This is a genomic window from Lactococcus sp. NH2-7C (genome assembly GCF_029953655.1).
Lineage (GTDB): Bacteria > Bacillota > Bacilli > Lactobacillales > Streptococcaceae > Lactococcus > Lactococcus lactis.
The window spans coordinates 1,898,891-1,915,077 of sequence record NZ_CP124538.1; the positions used below are offsets into that span (position 1 = coordinate 1,898,891).

General features: G+C 34.8%; 14 protein-coding genes. 10 read left to right on the top strand and 4 right to left on the bottom strand.

Features of this window, described 5'->3' with window-relative positions; genetic code table 11:
• The first annotated feature begins 16 nt into the window (after positions 1 to 16).
• The 5 genes from QJV49_RS09545 to QJV49_RS09565 all read left to right on the top strand — a co-directional run bounded on the left by QJV49_RS09545 (position 17) and on the right by QJV49_RS09565 (position 5,467).
• Positions 17 to 1,177 carry a site-specific integrase gene (locus QJV49_RS09545; protein ID WP_225512592.1) on the top strand — a complete coding sequence of 387 codons (1,161 nt, stop codon included), beginning with the start codon at positions 17 to 19 and terminating at the stop codon, positions 1,175 to 1,177.
• 159 nt (positions 1,178 to 1,336) lie between these two features.
• On the top strand, positions 1,337 to 2,557 hold the full coding sequence (gene thiI, locus QJV49_RS09550; RefSeq protein ID WP_225512593.1) for a tRNA uracil 4-sulfurtransferase ThiI: 1,221 nt from the start codon (positions 1,337 to 1,339) through the stop codon (positions 2,555 to 2,557).
• Positions 2,558 to 2,767: 210 nt separating this feature from the next.
• Positions 2,768 to 4,171, top strand: coding sequence for an MFS transporter (locus QJV49_RS09555; RefSeq protein ID WP_225512594.1), 1,404 nt, complete (start codon positions 2,768 to 2,770; stop codon positions 4,169 to 4,171).
• Positions 4,172 to 4,333: 162 nt separating this feature from the next.
• A complete protein-coding gene (locus tag QJV49_RS09560; RefSeq protein WP_225512595.1) occupies positions 4,334 to 4,939 on the top strand; it encodes an FMN-dependent NADH-azoreductase in 606 nt (201 codons plus the stop codon).
• Positions 4,940 to 5,032: 93 nt separating this feature from the next.
• Positions 5,033 to 5,467 carry an OsmC family protein gene (locus QJV49_RS09565; RefSeq protein WP_225512596.1) on the top strand — a complete coding sequence of 145 codons (435 nt, stop codon included), beginning with the start codon at positions 5,033 to 5,035 and terminating at the stop codon, positions 5,465 to 5,467.
• Between the two features lie 35 nt (positions 5,468 to 5,502).
• Here the strand turns inward: QJV49_RS09565 and QJV49_RS09570 are convergent, their stop codons facing one another.
• The 3 genes from QJV49_RS09570 to tyrS all read right to left on the bottom strand — a co-directional run bounded on the left by QJV49_RS09570 (position 5,503) and on the right by tyrS (position 9,488).
• Entirely contained in the window at positions 5,503 to 7,545 is a 2,043-nt protein-coding gene (locus QJV49_RS09570) for a sodium:proton antiporter (RefSeq protein WP_225512597.1), read from the bottom strand.
• Positions 7,546 to 7,634: 89 nt separating this feature from the next.
• Positions 7,635 to 8,105: a hypothetical protein gene (locus tag QJV49_RS09575; protein WP_225512598.1), complete on the bottom strand. Its 471-nt coding sequence runs from the start codon at positions 8,103 to 8,105 to the stop codon at positions 7,635 to 7,637.
• A gap of 123 nt (positions 8,106 to 8,228) precedes the next feature.
• Entirely contained in the window at positions 8,229 to 9,488 is a 1,260-nt protein-coding gene (tyrS, locus tag QJV49_RS09580) for a tyrosine--tRNA ligase (protein ID WP_225512599.1), read from the bottom strand.
• 144 nt (positions 9,489 to 9,632) lie between these two features.
• On the opposite strand from tyrS, the gene QJV49_RS09585 reads away from it, so the two are divergent.
• The gene (locus QJV49_RS09585; protein WP_225512600.1) at positions 9,633 to 12,047 is read left to right on the top strand and encodes a transglycosylase domain-containing protein; all 2,415 of its coding nucleotides are present in this window, start codon (positions 9,633 to 9,635) and stop codon (positions 12,045 to 12,047) included.
• Between the two features lie 56 nt (positions 12,048 to 12,103).
• On the opposite strand, the gene pepA is transcribed toward QJV49_RS09585, so the two are convergent.
• Complete coding sequence (pepA, locus tag QJV49_RS09590; protein ID WP_225512601.1) at positions 12,104 to 13,171, bottom strand: glutamyl aminopeptidase; 1,068 nt, start codon at positions 13,169 to 13,171, stop codon at positions 12,104 to 12,106.
• Between the two features lie 102 nt (positions 13,172 to 13,273).
• Here pepA and QJV49_RS09595 point away from each other — a divergent pair, with 102 nt between their 5' ends.
• From QJV49_RS09595 to nox, 4 genes are all read left to right on the top strand, one after another.
• Complete coding sequence (locus tag QJV49_RS09595; RefSeq protein WP_225512602.1) at positions 13,274 to 13,558, top strand: hypothetical protein; 285 nt, start codon at positions 13,274 to 13,276, stop codon at positions 13,556 to 13,558.
• Between the two features lie 41 nt (positions 13,559 to 13,599).
• Positions 13,600 to 13,917, top strand: coding sequence for a thioredoxin family protein (locus QJV49_RS09600; RefSeq protein WP_003131595.1), 318 nt, complete (start codon positions 13,600 to 13,602; stop codon positions 13,915 to 13,917).
• Between the two features lie 85 nt (positions 13,918 to 14,002).
• On the top strand, positions 14,003 to 14,629 hold the full coding sequence (gene ytpR / locus QJV49_RS09605; RefSeq protein WP_225512603.1) for a YtpR family tRNA-binding protein: 627 nt from the start codon (positions 14,003 to 14,005) through the stop codon (positions 14,627 to 14,629).
• Positions 14,630 to 14,791: 162 nt separating this feature from the next.
• The gene (gene nox / locus QJV49_RS09610; RefSeq protein WP_225512604.1) at positions 14,792 to 16,132 is read left to right on the top strand and encodes a H2O-forming NADH oxidase; all 1,341 of its coding nucleotides are present in this window, start codon (positions 14,792 to 14,794) and stop codon (positions 16,130 to 16,132) included.
• Positions 16,133 to 16,187: the final 55 nt, after the last annotated feature.

Here is a 16,187-nt window from a genome sequence, read left to right on the forward strand (position 1 = left end):
ATTGAGAAGGAGAAATATGTTTATAAAACCTTTAGCAAGTGGCAAATTTCGATATTATCTAAAATTTTATGATGATAAAAAGGAAATTTGGAAACAGGTATCTTGTACAATGAATACTCGTTCAAGGGAAGCCAAAAGAGAAGCAGAAAAACGATTATCAAAGAAAATTGATAATTATTTTGAGAATGAATATTCTTTAATCTTAGATTCAAATAAAATTAAAGTGAAATATGTTTATGAGGAATGGCAAAGTTATAGAAAACAAGAGTTGCGTTCAAGTACATGGGTAGTTGAAAATGAGTATATGAGAAAATTTTTAAATGAGTTTGGGAATATGAATTTAAAAAATATAAATTCTCAAAGTTTACAAAAATTTTTAATATCATTGAATTGGACTCATAAGTCAAAAAAAACATTAAAAAGTAGACTTAATATTTTTTTTAGGTATTGTAAAAATATGGGGTATCTTGAAGAGAACCCTGTATCTTCTGTAATTCTACCCAGATATACTCAAACTATTGAAGAGTATGAGAAAAAACAAAAAAAGTTTTTGTCAAAGGAAGAAATGTCGCTGTTTCTAAAGTCAATGAACAAAGCTTGTTTAGATGTTCGTCAGAAGAGAATGATTTTACTGTTTGAATTTTTATTTCTTACAGGGCTACGTATTGGAGAAGCGTTGGCTTTACGTTGGGAAAATGTAAATCTTGAAGAAAATATAATTCATATAAAATATAATTTGGATTATCACTCTGTACGTGCAAAAGAGAAAAAATTATCATTGCCTAAAACTGCGGATTCTATAAGGAAAATTTTTATAAATGAACGGTGTATTGAAATATTAGTTTGGTATCAAACGGAAAATCAATTAAATAATTTTGATTCAGAGTTTATTTTTTTAAATAGCAAGGGAAATTTACATGCCCTAAATTCTTTAACTGTGTTTTTAAAACGTCAGGCTACAATTGCAAAAATTCCAAACAAAAATCCAAGAGATTTTTCGACACATTTGTTTCGTCACTCTCATATCTCATTGCTTGCAGAAATGGGACTTCCTGTAAAAACAATAATGCAACGTGTAGGTCATAAGGACGAGAAAACAACTTTACAAATTTATACTCATGTTACTCAATCAATGAATGAAGATACTTTAGAAAAACTTAATGAAATAAAATTATGATATATAGTTCTGTAACGAACCATACTATATTTAAATACTAACCCAAAATTAACCATAAACTTATAGAAGTAAGTAGGATATTATAGGAGTATTGAATACTAGATGGTATACAAGAATGAGTGATACAGAAGTATATAGGAGAATGTAGGAGAATAAAGAATGACTGTATTATACGATGAAATCATGGTTCGTTATGGTGAACTTTCAACCAAAGGAAAAAATCGTGGTTACTTTATCAATCGTTTGGCAAAAAATATCCGCGAAGTCCTTGCAGATATGCCTGAATTAAAAATTACAGCAGTAAGAGATAGAGCACACATTGAACTTAATGGAGCAGATTATGCTGAAGTTTCAAATCGTTTAACAAAAGTTTTTGGAATCCAAAATTTCTCACCTTCAATAAAAGTTGAAAAATCTATGCCTACAATCAAAAAAGAAGTTGTATCTCTTTTTAAAAAGATTTATAGCGAAGGGCAGACTTTTAAAATTGCTACCAGAAGAGCTGACCATAACTTTGAACTAGATTCAACAGAATTAAATATTGCTTTAGGAGATGTTGTTTTTGATAATTTCTCTTACGCAAAAGTGCAAATGAAAAAGCCTGACATCACATTGCGCGTCGAAATCAGACAAGATGCGACATATCTTAGTTTTGAAGATATTAAAGGTGCCGGAGGAATGCCAGTCGGAACAGCAGGACGTGGACATCTAATGCTCTCAGGTGGAATTGATTCACCAGTTGCAGGTTATTTAGCGTTGAAACGCGGAGTTGAGATTGAGGCTGTTCACTTTGCTAGCCCTCCTTACACTTCACCAGGAGCTTTGAAGAAAGCCAAAGACTTAGCAGCTAAATTAACCGTTTTTGGAGGTTCAATTACCTTTATTGAAGTACCATTTACCGAGATTCAAGAAGAAATAAAAGCCAAGGCTCCACAAGCATATTTGATGACAATTACACGTCGTTTTATGATGCGCGTGGTTGATCGGGTTCGTGAAGAACGTGGTGGAAAAGTGATTATTAATGGAGAATCTTTGGGACAAGTTGCTAGCCAAACGCTTGGCTCAATGTCTGCCATTAATGAAGTAACTAATACTCCAGTTATTCGACCAGTAGTAACAATGGATAAAAATGAAATTATTGAAATAGCTGAAAAAATCGATACTTTTAATTTATCAATTCTACCATTTGAAGATTGTTGTACTGTCTTTGCACCACCTTCTCCAAAAACAAATCCAAAACTTGAAAATTGTATTCAATATGAAAAGAGAATGGATGTTGAGGGGATGGTTGACCGTGCGGTCAAAGGAATTATGCTCACAACAATTACTGGTGAAAACTGGGACCAAACTGAAGAAGAAGAATTTGCTGATTTCTTATAATAAAAATGCTACTTATAATATTATGAGTAGCATTTTCATTTGATTAGGAAACTACGATTGATAGTCTAAACTTGACAAAGATTGGAAACAAGGATATAATTACCAACGTTATTTATAAACTAATAAAAATTAATTGAGTTCTCAGTATATCAAGGCTTATTAGGAGTTTTATTTAAAGAAGATGATACTCAATTTATAGGAAAGGATTTTATGTCAGACAGAATCAAGGCTTTAATTGCCTTAGGGATATTTACATTTATGTCAACATTGGATGGTTCAATTGTTAATATTGCTCTACCAACAATGTCAAAGGAGCTTCATGTTTCTACTTCTCAGATTACTTGGGTGGTGACAATCTATTTAATTGTAATTTCAGCGATTGTACTGATTTTTGGCCGTTTAGGCGATTTAATAGGTAAATCACGAATTACCCGAATTGGTTGGGGAATTTTTATTTTAGGCTCGGCACTTGCTGGCTTAAATTTTGGATGGGGCTTAGGTTTTCTTCTTTTTGCCCGGGTGATTCAGGCTATTGGTGCGTCAATGTTTATGGCAACCGGCTTTGGGATTATTTCAGAAATTTTTCCAGCTGAAAGTCGAGCAAGAGCACTTTCCATTTCAGCAATGTTTGTATCGGTTGGCTCAATTGCTGGACCTGCCCTTGGAGGACTGATTTTGCAGGTTGCTTCATGGAATTATATCTTCTGGATAAACGTTCCTATCGGAATTTTAGCATGGATTTTTGGAAATCATGCTTTGCCAAAAGAAAAAACCAGTGGAAAATGGTCGGATATTGATTTTAAAGGTGGAACACTAATGACTTCTGTTATTGTTTTACTTTTCTTAGCCCTTAATTTTGGACAATCTTTAGGTTGGACCAGTCCCTTAATTATTATTGGTGTATTGCTTGGCTTTGTTCTCTTTGGATTATTTATTCTAACTGAGAAAAAAGTCGCTCAGCCTTTGCTTGATTTAGGAATTTTTAAATCAAAATTATTTTCAATGAGTATTATTATGGCTCTTTTTAATTTCACAGTAGCGATGTTCTCAAGTATTTTATTACCATTCTACTTACAAGATTTTAGAAATTATGGGCCAGGCTTGGCAGGGATGATTATGATGGCTTATCCTATTGCTATGCTGATTGCGAGTCCGATAGCAGGAGCAGCGGCAGATAAAATGGACAAAGAAATAGTTACTTTTGTAGGTATTTCAGGGATTGTTTTATCGCAACTTGGTTATCTATTGATTAATCCGCATTCTGCTCCATGGTTAGTTGTTGTTATTCTTTTAATTCAAGGAATGTCTATGGGGATTTTTCAAAGTCCAAACAATGTTTTAATCATGGAAACTGTTGATCGTAAGTATTTAGGGATTGCTGGATCAGTTAATTCTCTTGCCCGTAATATGGCCTTTGTTTTAGGAACTTCTTTAGCAACATTGATTTTATTCACAGCAATGTCAAATCAGTTGGGCTATAAGGTAACAACGTATTTGCACAATCAACCAGATGTGTTTTTACACGGTTTCCATGTGGCCTTCTATTTTTCAACATTTCTTGTTTTAGTGACTTGGCTTCTTGGCCTATTCCGCTTGTTGGGGCGCAAAAAGTAAAATATAAACAATCATGATGATTGTTTTTTTTACTTACAGAAAAGTCTGTCAGCGAAATGTTTACATGTGTAAATTTTCACGTACTAAATATATTGAGAATTTATAAAAGTTTGCTATAATTATTTTTATAACACAAAAATATTTTCTATAAAGGAACAAAATATGTCTAAACTTCTTGTTGTAAAAGGTCACCCACTTACTGCTGATTATTCACTTTCACTCAAAGGTCTTGATGCTTTCGTCAAAGCCTATAAAGCCGCTCACCCAGAAGATGAAATTGAAGAACTAGATGTTTTCAGTGCTGATATTCCAACTTTGAATACTGAATTGGTCAGTGCAATGTTCGCAGGTGAAAATGCTGAACTTACAGCTTCACAAAAAGATAAATTGGCTCGTTTTGCTGGTTTTACAGAACAATTTTTGTCAGCTGATAAAGTAGTTATTGCTAATCCAATGTATAACTTGATGATTCCTGCTGAACTTAAATCTTGGGTTGATACAGTTAACGTTGCTGGTAAAACATTCAAATATACAGCTGAAGGTCCTGTTGGTTTGGCAAATGACAAAAAAGTCCTGCACTTACAAGCTAACGGTGGTGTTTATGGAGCACAAGACCCAGCAACAATTTACATGTCAGCAATCTTCAATTTTATCGGTAGCGACTTTAGACAAATTGCCGTTGAAGGGCATGCTTATGATCCAGAAAAAACAGAAGAACTTCTTGCTGAATTCATTAATAAAGTAGAGTTAGAAGCTCAAACATTCTAAAAAAGTCTGTCATTGAACAGACTTTTTATTAAATTTACTGATAGAAAATAGGATGAGTCATTTTTTTCTGTCAGTAAATTGAAAGGATAAAAAATGGTAAAACATCTTTTTAATTCACATATTGATTGGGTGGGAGGAAGAAATTCAATCGGTGATTTACAAGCTGGGGCACTGAATGAAAAAATTTCAATTCCTAAAACAATGGACGGTCCAGGAGTTGGAACAAATCCTGATGAAATGCTACTCGGAGCAGCAAGTACTTGTTATTCGATTACATTAGCTGCCATGCTTGAGCGAAATGGTATTCTCCTAGAACATCTAAAAGTAGATGCTAAAGGAGTGGTTGATGTGACCAAGGGAATTTTTACTTATGAAAAAATTACTTATCATGTCGCTATGAAATTGACAAGAGAGTCTGATGATGTTAAAGCAATTAAACTTGCCAAACGGGCAGAAAGTTCTTGTATGATTTCAAGAGCTATTCAAGGAAATATTGAGTTAGAAACGATTATTAGAATTGAAAAATAGAAAGTTACTGACAGGTCTGTCAGTAACTTTTTGTTTTAATTTTTATTTTTCCGACGTTCTAAAAAGTCAAAAAGTAAAGTATGGTGATTACTTGCAAGTGAATAATCTTCAAGAACATTCACATTAAGCCGCATATCTTTAGCTTCTCTTGCAGTAATTGCCCCAGAAAGCTCATGTTCAAAAATAACTTTACGTTCCAAATAGTATGCTCGCATCATTTCAGTAATGTTATTAGGCTGAGCTTTATTCATCATTCGCGAAATGTGACCACCAGTTGCGACAATTTCAGATGTTCGCAAACGCTCAGATTGCAAGAAGTTTAAAAGTTGTTCATCAAAGACCCCATTTAAATTATCCAAAGCTTGCAAGATAAGTTCGGTATTATTGAAATAAAGTTCGGTAATTTCATCCCGCGTTGTTTCCATTGCTGCCTTTGTTTTCTTGAAATAAAAATCAACATGTAAGACACGAGAGGTAAGTAAATGAAAAGCACGCAAGGCAATGACATAAACAAATTGAATACTAGAAACGAGTGAATGGACAATACTTGATTCCAATGAGCGGATATATCTTTGATAAGTTCGATAAGTATACATCGAAATCTTATTTTCACGCAAGGCGACCTCAAGACCTTCAGATTCAATTCTTATAATCAAAAGTTGCAAATCATTGTAATCAATCGCCATATCTGTTGACTCTTGTTCAATAATTAATTGTTGAATTCGTTCTTGATAAGCATCAATGGCTACCTCATAACCCTGAGGGTTTTTAGCCGATTTCATATCATGACGTAATTCATCAACTACCTCAGATAAAATCGCAATTTTAGAGATATTATTAACTTTAGAAACTTTTTTAACTGCAAAGAAAGGAAGAATGAACATCCCGACTAGGAAACTTAAACCAGTTACCGCAGCTGCTAGGAAGACGAGAACCGGTTGAATATCGACAGTTCGTGGAACCAAAAGAATCGTTGCAATACTTACTGTTCCCTTAGAACCAGCAAAGGTTAGAAGAAATACATCATTCCAATAAGCAGAAAACGGTTGTTTTTGTTTAAGGGAACGAAGCCAATAATAGAAAGTAATGACAATAAATCTCAGTGCAAATAATCCAGCAGTTAAAGCAAGAGCAAGAACAATTAAAAGTGCTGATGAATAAACAGGATCAACTAAAAGTGGAACTACAAGTTGATAAAGTTCAATTCCCAAGAAAAGAAAGACAAAGGAATTTAAAATAAATGTTAAAGTATCCCAAATTGTACTTTTTAGTTTTTCAACTTGAGCATCAAACAGTGTTGTTCTTTTAAGGCCATTTGCCGACATGACTCCAGCAACAACTGCAGCAATGATTCCAGAAACATGTAATTCTTCAGAAATGAGAAAGGCAGCAAGAGGAACAACCAGTTCTAAAAGAAGATAACCAGAAACATCTCGGGCGTCAACATCTTCCAAAAGTCTTAAGACAAGTCCTTTGATATAAATTAAAGTAAAACCAATAGCAGCCCCACCAAGTGCTGAAATAACTAATTTCATTGTTGCATCTGGAAAAGAGAAATAACCTGTAACTAAAGCAACTAAAGCAATCTGAAAGGAAATAATCCCGGAAGCATCATTAAGCAAACCTTCCCCTTGTAAAATACTCATGACTCTTCGAGGAAAAGAGAAGTTTTTGGACAGAGCTCCGACGGCTACGGCATCGGTAGGAGCAAGACTTGCTCCTAAAGCAAAACAAGCAGCTAAAGGTAATCCCATGTAAATCCAATTAGAAATCAAACCTAACCCAAGGGTTGTGATGAAGACAAGAGGGAAAATTAAAACTAAAATAATTTTACTATGTTTTAAAATATGTTTGACATCAGCTTCCTCACTCTCTCTAAAAAGAAGAGGAGCGATAATAAATCCTAGGAAAAATTCAGGTGCAACATGTAAAACTTCGTCAGCACCAAAAAAGCCCAAAATAAGTCCTAAAACCACTTGAATAAGAGGGAGGGCAAGTTTTGGGAAAACTTTGTTGAGGACATTTGAAAAAACTAATACCAAAAGGAAAATAATGACATAAAAAATAATATGGAGCATAGAGTCCTTTCTGTGTAATTGATTAATGAGCGCCAAAAAGTACAAAGTAGAGCTATCAAAGCTAGCTCTACCGTACCTAATCTACTAATTTATCTCAAACGATTAATTGCTTTTTTCTTCAAAGCAATCTTTTCATTGATTTTTGAGCAGTCTTTTTTACCTAAAAGTGCCTTACAACGTTTGAGTTCCAAATCAGTGAGCTGACGTTTTACACGTTCTTTACGAGCAGCATCAAACTCACCATTTTTAATTAATTCGAGTTTTTGTTCAAGAATTAATTTTTTATTTTTAACTGCATCAATATAATATTTAAGCTCGGAAATATCGTCGGAACTTGCGTCGTTAGCTAACAAATCCCCTAATTTTTCATCAAGGCTGACGAGCTTATCAGTAAGTATTTCAAGTTTAGCGTTGAGCTTTTCTTCTTTTTCTTCATCCGAAAGGGCCATGAAAGCTTCAAATTTCTTACTATCATCAAGTTTTTCAGATTCTTCAGGACGTTTATTGATGTACATCTCACGCAATTTATTTAACTTATCTTCAAATTTTTTATCTATCATTTTGATCACCTAAAAACATATTCAGTACAGTTATTATAACATATTGTAGCCTAAAAGAAAGAGCAATGCTCAAAATTTTTTAATAAAAAATTCTGTTCCCAATTGAACAGAATTTTTGTTTTATTAATAAGTTAATACGAAGTTTTTCTTTTTCCCACGACGAATTACAGTTAAACGGTTTTCAATTTTATCTGAATTTGAAAGAACATAATCAAGTTCTTGAACACGTTCACCATTGATATAAATCGCACCATTTGTAATATCTTCACGAGCTTGTCTTTTTGATGGAGCTATACCGGCAGAGATTAAAAGTTCAACTAATGTTAAATCTTCATCATCAGCAACTTGATGTTGTGGTGCTGCTTTAAGACCAGTTAAGATTGATTTAGCGTCTAATTGACGCAAATCTCCACCGCCAAATAAGATTTCTGATGTTTTAACTGCTTGTTCATAAGCAGCTTTTCCGTGAACCAAGCTGACAACTTCACGAGCCAAAACTTTTTGGGCTAAGCGCTCATGGCGAGCTGCTTCAAATTGTTTCTCAATTTCAGCAATTTCTTCTAATGAAAGAAACGTGAAAATTTTCAACATTTTTACAGCATCCGCATCATCAACATTAAGCCAGAATTGGTACATTTCATAAGGAGATGTTTTATCAGCGTCAAGCCAAATTGCATTCCCTTCTGATTTACCGAATTTTTTACCAGTTGAATCTGTAATTAAAGGAATAGTGATAACATGCCCTTGCTTATTGGCTTTACGACGCAAAAGCTCCGTTCCAGCAGTCATATTTCCCCATTGGTCAGAACCACCAAGTTGCAGAGTGACATTGTGCAATTGGTTCAATTCGTAGAAATCATAACCTTGCATAATTTGGTAAGCAAATTCTGTATAAGAAATTCCACTTTCCATCCGTGATTTTACAGAGTCTTTAGAAATCATGTAGTTAACGGTGAAATGTTTACCCACATCTCTGAGGAAATCAATAAAAGTCAGATTTTCAAACCAGTTGTAGTTATTGGTCATTTCTGCCTTATTTTCACCATTTTCAAAATCCAGGAAACGCTCAAGCTGACTACGGATTTTTCCAGACCATTTTGTTACAGTGTCTTTTGTTTGAAGTGAACGTTCTGAATCTTTGAAAGAAGGATCACCAATCAAACCAGTTGCACCACCAACAAGCGCATAAGGTTTATGTCCAGCCATTTGTAGACGTTTCATTGTCAAAATTAGTACAAGATTACCTAAATGAAGGGAATCAGCGGTAGGGTCATATCCTACATAATAGGAAACCATGTCCTCCGTCAGCGCTTTAGAAAGCGCAGCTTCGTCCGTTGTTTGGAAAACCAAACCACGTGCTTTAAGTTCGTCAAAAATGTTCATAAAAAAATCCTTTCTATAATGATTGAGCTGTCCACTTTGGATAAAAAGTAAAAAAATTAACAGCACTGTTTTACATTATAACAAATTAATAAAAAAAATTCTGAAAGTGGCGAAAAATCATTTTAAATTTGATATAATAAAGGCATGAAAAAATCCTCAATTGACTCGCAAGAAGAAGCACGTGCGCGTTTAAAAGAAAAAATGGAAAATAAGCGGCGGAAGAAAAGTAAAGCTCTGTCCAAAAGTCCGAAAGATTCTAAAGATAATGATGAAAAAACAGGGTGGTCCATCACCTTTAAGGTGATACGCGGGCTTAGCGTAATTTTTGGAATAATTTTTGTTTTAGTTGGTATTTTTGGTGCGGCTACAGGTGTAGGTTATTTCGCTAGGTTAGTTGAACAAACGAAGGTACCAGACAAAACTGAAATGCTTGCAAAAATTAATGATATTCATGGTGTGTCTGTGATTAATTATAGTAATGGTCAGCCAATTTCAGACATTTCTAGTGATTTGGTGCGTGTTACCGTCAAAAGTGACGAGATTTCTCCTAATGTTAAAAATGCTTTAATTGCAACGGAGGATGATAGTTTTAAAACAAATAAAGGCGTCGTCCCTAAGGCTGTTATCCGTGGGATTATTGGTTCAGTGGGAGGAGGCACAAGTTCTGGTGGCTCAACCCTTACTCAACAGTTAATTAAACAACAAGTTTTAGGAGACAGTGTTACTTTTCAACGTAAAGCTAGTGAAATTGTCTATGCCCTTAAACTCAATAACTACTTGACTAAAGACCAAATTTTGACTGATTATTTAAATGTTTCACCTTTTGGGCGAAATAATAAAGGCCAAAATATTGCTGGAATTCAAGAAGCCGCTCTTGGTATATTTGGAAAATCTGCTAAGGATTTAACAATACCTGAGGCTGCCTTTATTGCTGGGTTGCCACAAAGCCCTATCGTCTATTCTCCTTATGCGGCTGATGGTTCTCTAAAGTCAAAAGAAAACATGAGTTACGGCCTCGAGCGTCAAAAAGAAGTCTTGTTTTATCTTTATCGTGGGGGCTATATTTCAGAAGCTGATTACAAGAAATACAAAGCTTATGATATTTCAACAGAATTTTTACAACCAGGAGTAGCTCAATCACAAGAACATGGTTATTTATATAATGTTGTTTATAATGAAGCAATTACTGATATCTATAATTATTTGATTAAGCGAGATAAAGTTTCGACAACTGATTTAGGAAATGATAGTACTAAACAACGTTATCGAGAGTTAGCTGAACAATCATTGCAAAATGGTGGTTATACAGTGACTACAACTATCAATCAGCAAGTCTATGATGCGATGCAAAATGCTGCAAAGACCCAAAATTACTTGATGCAAGATGGTACGGGCCTTATACAAACTGGTAATGTCTTAATGGATAATAAAACAGGGGCTGTTTATGGCTTTATTGGCGGATTAGACTTCTCACAAAGCCAAGTAAACCATGCTTTTGATACTAAACGCTCACCTGGTTCTTCAATCAAACCGATACTAGCTTATGGACCGGCAATTGACATGGGATTGATGGGTTCAGCAAGTGTTCTTTCTAACTATCCGGCAAAATATACTGGCGGACAAGATATTGAACACGTCGGTGATAAGGGAACGGAGATGATGCCATTTTCAGAAGCCTTGAATGTTTCTTATAATATTCCTGCTTATTGGACCTACCAAACGATTTTGAATAAAGGAAAATCTGTTGAACCATACATGACAAAGATGGGATATGATATTGCAGATTATTCTGTAGAATCGCTTCCTCTTGGGGGAGGAGTTGATCCGACGGTTGTTCAACATACGAATGGCTATCAAACTTTAGCCAATGGTGGAAAATATGAACCATGGTATATTGTTGATAGTATCAAAGATGATACAGGAAATGTAATTTATCAACATCAAAGTACTGGAGGGACTCAGGTATATTCTGAAGCAACATCTACTATTATGGAATATATGCTTCAAAATGCTATCAAATCTCAAAAAACAAGTAAGTTTTATGGTGAGTTACAAGGCCTTAATTCCTCTCTTGCAACTAATGTTCAATGGGCTGGTAAAACAGGAACAACTGATAATTATACAGACGTTTGGATGATGCTTTCTACACCTTCAGTCACACTTGGTAGTTGGGCTGGTCATGATGACAATTCACCAATGTCTAAGGAGTCAGGCTATATTAATAATGCCAAATTTACAGCCCAATTGGTGAATGCAATTAATACTGCTGATTCTAATATTTTTGGACCTGGTCAAAAATTTACTGACCCTAATAGTGATCCAAATGTGACTAAGAGTAAAGTATTAGTTTCTACGGGTGAAAAACCAGGAAAAGTTAATGTTAAATTATCAAACGGTAAGACACAAGAGGTTAATCTCGGTGGAGACACTACGACAAGCTTCTGGGCTACAAAGTCTGGTGCCCCTACAACCACATATGATTTTTCCATTGGTGGTTCGGCAAGTGACATAGCTGCTGGTTGGAAAAAGATATTGCCTAATTATAACTTTGGTCAATAAAATACAAAAATCACTAGGATAGACTTCCTAGTGATTTTTTCTTTTGTTTTTAAAATTTAATAGTTTTTAATTTCAGCTACTTTTTCAGTACTAAGTGATGTTACGATATTTCTCAAGAAAGTTTGAGCTTGATTGAAATCATCAATATTGAAAATTGTTTGATGGCTGTGAATATAACGAGCAACAACACCAATCGTTGTTGAAGGGACTCCATTATTAGCTAAATGGGCAGCACCTGCATCAGTTCCACCTTTAGCCATATAAACTTGGGTTTTAACTTTAGCATTATCAGCAGTTTCAAGCAAGAAATTTTTCATTCCAGGGAGCATGATATGACCAGGGTCGAAGAAACGAAGCGTTGTCCCTTCTCCAAGACGACCATTATCATCACCAAAAGTATCACTAGCAGGTGAACAATCAACAGCAAAGAACAAATCAGGATTGAACATAGTTGTAGAAACTTTGGCTCCACGAAGACCAACTTCTTCTTGAACATTGGCTCCGATAATCAATGTAACCGGTAATTCTTTGTCAGCTAAAAATTCAAGCAGTTCGAGAATCATTAAACAACCGTAACGATTGTCCCAAGCTTTAGAAATAATATTTTTACCATTAGCAGAGAGAATGGTTTCAGTTTCTGGAATAATGACATCACCTTGAGCAATTCCGAATTCAGTAGCTTCGGCAGCATTCTCAAAAGCTCCATCAAATACAATGTCAGAAATAGCTGGAATTTGGGGAGTAAGACCAGTTCCACGAAGAAGGTGAGGAGGAAGTCCACCGGTTACGACAGGAATTTTTTTACCTGTACGTGTGAATAATGTAAAACGTTGTCCAGAGACAACTAAAGGATTCCAACCACCAAGTGGAACGACCCGGAATGTTCCATCAGCTTTGATTGAGCTGACCATAAAGCCAACTTCATCCATGTGGGCTGCAATCATAATACGTGGGGCATTTGCTATTTTTGAAGTTTTAGTGACAAATATACCACCAAGCCCATCGAATTTTGGTTGATAACCAAGAGCAATCATGCGTGTTTTTAAATAGTCACGAACAGGTCCCTCAAAACCAGAAGTCGCTTGAATTTCTGTCAGTGCTTTTACTTTGTCGAATAGTTCCATTTTTCTCCTCCGGAATACTGAAAAATTTACTGACAGATTTGTCAGCAAAAATTTTGATGATTTACACTATAATTATACCAAGAAATATGTTAAAATTTCCATATGAAAAAAATACTAAAGTTTGGTTTGGGAATTATTGCGGGTGCAACAGTTGCTCACGTTGCTTATCATGGCTATAAAACTATGGAAGAAGAAGTGATTCATGAACTTACTGCCAGAGCTCGGCAACATTTTTCAACAAGAAAAATAGACGCTTTTTGGATTTTTGAGGAGCCAACTACGGGTGCTCTTTTTGAGGGAGGACTTGTTAGCGAAAATAAGGCAATCACTTTTGAAATCAATGCTAAAACTTTAGAAGTCTTTGAAAAAAATGAAGAAATTCTGTAAGAAAACTTGGTATTCATATAGAAATAAAAGGAGAATGTAGAATGATTATTCCAGAAAATATTGAAAATTTAGCCGAACTTGTAAAAGGACCAGAAAAGACAGTCTTCTTTTTCACGGCTGGTTGGTGCGGAGATTGTAATTTTATTAAGCCAAAAATGCCAGAAATTGAAGTAGAAAATCCAGACTTTAAATTTGTTGAAGTGGACCGCGATGAATATATGGATCTTGCTATTGAATGGGGAATTATGGGAATTCCAAGTTTTGTCGTGATTGAGGATGGCAAAGAAAAAGCTCGTCTAGTAAATAAATTACGTAAAACAAAAGAAGAAGTCAATACTTTCTTAGCGAGTGCGAAATAGTATCATCGCAGGATAAGCATTGATATATTAAGAATTATATTCTATAATAATCAATGTTAAGAAATTAAAAGGGAAAAATAAGAAAATGATTGCAACATACAACACAAATGTCGGTGATGTTTTAATGCTTATCACTGCAAATGACAAGGGAGAAAAAGTAAACTTCGAACGTAAGGGAAAAGTAGCTCGTGTTTTTCTTGAAGAAACTGGAGCGACGGTTGCTTGGAATATTTTTGAAGCGAAATCTCTATTGGCTAATTTGTCAGGAAATGGTCAAGTCAACTTATCATCTGATGATATTGAAATATTGAACAAAGAGCTTGGAAAATCAGGATTTAGCGATGTTCTTGTTCACGATGCACAACCTAAATTTGTTGTTGCTGAAATTGTTGAAATGGAAGATCATCCAGATTCAGATCATTTACATATCTGTAAAGTTAATGTTGGTTTTTCCGACCCGGTACAAATTGTTTGTGGTGCTCCGAATGCAGCCCTTGGTTTAAAAACAGTTGCTGCTTTGCCTGGTGCTATGATGCCTAATGGCTCATTGATTTTCCCAGGTGCTCTGCGAGGTGTTCAATCTTACGGAATGCTTTGTTCAGCTCGTGAACTTGAATTACCAAATGCTCCGGAGGTTCGTGGAATCATTGAATTATCATCAGATTTATCCGCTGGTAAAGCTTTTGATCCAGAAACAATGTGGCAAGCATAATAAGAAAACTGTCCAAATATTTTATTTTGGCAGTTTTTTTATCTAAAAAAATTAAAATAATTTTTTCACAAAGTTCACAAGCGCTTACAAAAGAAAATAGAATGACTTATGCTAAACTGAATAATGTAAAAACAATTTTACATTTAAAGGAGAGTTATTAGCATGAAAATCGTAGTTATCGGTACGAATCACGCAGGCATTGCTACAGCAAATACATTAATTGATCAATATACAGGCCATGAGATTGTTATGATTGACCGTAACAGTAATATGAGCTATTTGGGGTGTGGAACAGCTATTTGGGTCGGAAGACAAATTGAAAAACCAGATGAGCTGTTTTATGCCAAAGCAGAAGATTTTGAAAAAAAGGGAGTAAAGATATTAACAGAAACAGAAGTTTCAGAAATTGACTTTACTAATAAAATGATTTATGCCAAGTCAAAAACTGGAGAAAAGATTACAGAAAATTATGATAAACTCGTTCTGGCAACAGGTTCACGTCCAATTATTCCTAACTTGCCAGGAAAAGATCTTAAAGGAATTCATTTTTTAAAGCTTTTTCAAGAAGGACAAGCCATTGACGAAGAGTTTGCTAAGAATGAAGTGAAACGTATCGCGGTGATTGGTGCTGGTTATATTGGGACAGAAATTGCTGAAGCTGCCAAACGTCGAGGAAAAGAAGTCCTACTTTTTGACGCAGAAAATACTTCACTTGCTTCTTATTATGATGAAGAATTTGCTAAAGGGATGGATGAAAACCTTGCCCAACATGGGATTGAACTCCATTTTGGTGAGTTAGCTCAAGAGTTTAAGGCAAATGAAGAAGGTCATGTATCACAGATTGTAACCAATAAATCAACTTATGATGTTGATCTCGTTATTAACTGTATTGGTTTTACAGCTAATAGTGCACTGGCTAAGGAACATTTAGAGACCTTTAAAAATGGAGCAATCAAAGTGGATAAACATCAACAAAGTAGTGACCCAGATGTTTATGCTGTAGGAGATGTTGCCACAATCTATTCTAATGCTTTACAAGACTTCACCTACATTGCCCTTGCCTCAAACGCTGTTCGCTCAGGGATTGTTGCTGGTCATAATATTGGAGGAAAATCAATAGAATCTGTTGGTGTACAAGGTTCTAATGGAATCTCTATTTTTGGTTACAATATGACTTCTACGGGCTTGTCGGTTAAAGCTGCGAAAAAAATCGGCCTAGAAGTTTCATTTAGTGATTTTGAAGATAAGCAAAAAGCATGGTTCCTTCATGAAAATAATGATAGTGTGAAAATTCGTATCGTTTATGAAACAAAAAGTCGCAGAATTATTGGTGCTCAACTTGCTAGCAAGAGTGAAATAATTGCAGGAAATATTAATATGTTTAGTTTAGCTATTCAAGAAAAGAAAACGATTGATGAATTAGCCTTACTTGATTTATTCTTCTTACCACACTTCAATAGTCCATATAATTACATGACTGTTGCAGCTTTAAATGCAGAATAAACCATAAAAATCTATCAATTGATAGATTTTTTATTTTTTTTGTGACAAATGTTCT

Bases quoted from the DNA above. Each gene is read 5' to 3' on its own strand.
- QJV49_RS09545 (WP_225512592.1), top strand. From the start codon at position 17: ATGTTTATAAAACCTTTAGCAAGTGGCAAATTTCGATATTATCTAAAA.
- thiI (WP_225512593.1), top strand. From the start codon at position 1,337: ATGACTGTATTATACGATGAAATCATGGTTCGTTATGGTGAACTTTCA.
- QJV49_RS09555 (WP_225512594.1), top strand. From the start codon at position 2,768: ATGTCAGACAGAATCAAGGCTTTAATTGCCTTAGGGATATTTACATTT.
- QJV49_RS09560 (WP_225512595.1), top strand. From the start codon at position 4,334: ATGTCTAAACTTCTTGTTGTAAAAGGTCACCCACTTACTGCTGATTAT.
- QJV49_RS09565 (WP_225512596.1), top strand. From the start codon at position 5,033: ATGGTAAAACATCTTTTTAATTCACATATTGATTGGGTGGGAGGAAGA.
- QJV49_RS09570 (WP_225512597.1), bottom strand. From the start codon at position 7,545: ATGCTCCATATTATTTTTTATGTCATTATTTTCCTTTTGGTATTAGTT.
- QJV49_RS09575 (WP_225512598.1), bottom strand. From the start codon at position 8,105: ATGATAGATAAAAAATTTGAAGATAAGTTAAATAAATTGCGTGAGATG.
- tyrS (WP_225512599.1), bottom strand. From the start codon at position 9,488: ATGAACATTTTTGACGAACTTAAAGCACGTGGTTTGGTTTTCCAAACA.
- QJV49_RS09585 (WP_225512600.1), top strand. From the start codon at position 9,633: ATGAAAAAATCCTCAATTGACTCGCAAGAAGAAGCACGTGCGCGTTTA.
- pepA (WP_225512601.1), bottom strand. From the start codon at position 13,171: ATGGAACTATTCGACAAAGTAAAAGCACTGACAGAAATTCAAGCGACT.
- QJV49_RS09595 (WP_225512602.1), top strand. From the start codon at position 13,274: ATGAAAAAAATACTAAAGTTTGGTTTGGGAATTATTGCGGGTGCAACA.
- QJV49_RS09600 (WP_003131595.1), top strand. From the start codon at position 13,600: ATGATTATTCCAGAAAATATTGAAAATTTAGCCGAACTTGTAAAAGGA.
- ytpR (WP_225512603.1), top strand. From the start codon at position 14,003: ATGATTGCAACATACAACACAAATGTCGGTGATGTTTTAATGCTTATC.
- nox (WP_225512604.1), top strand. From the start codon at position 14,792: ATGAAAATCGTAGTTATCGGTACGAATCACGCAGGCATTGCTACAGCA.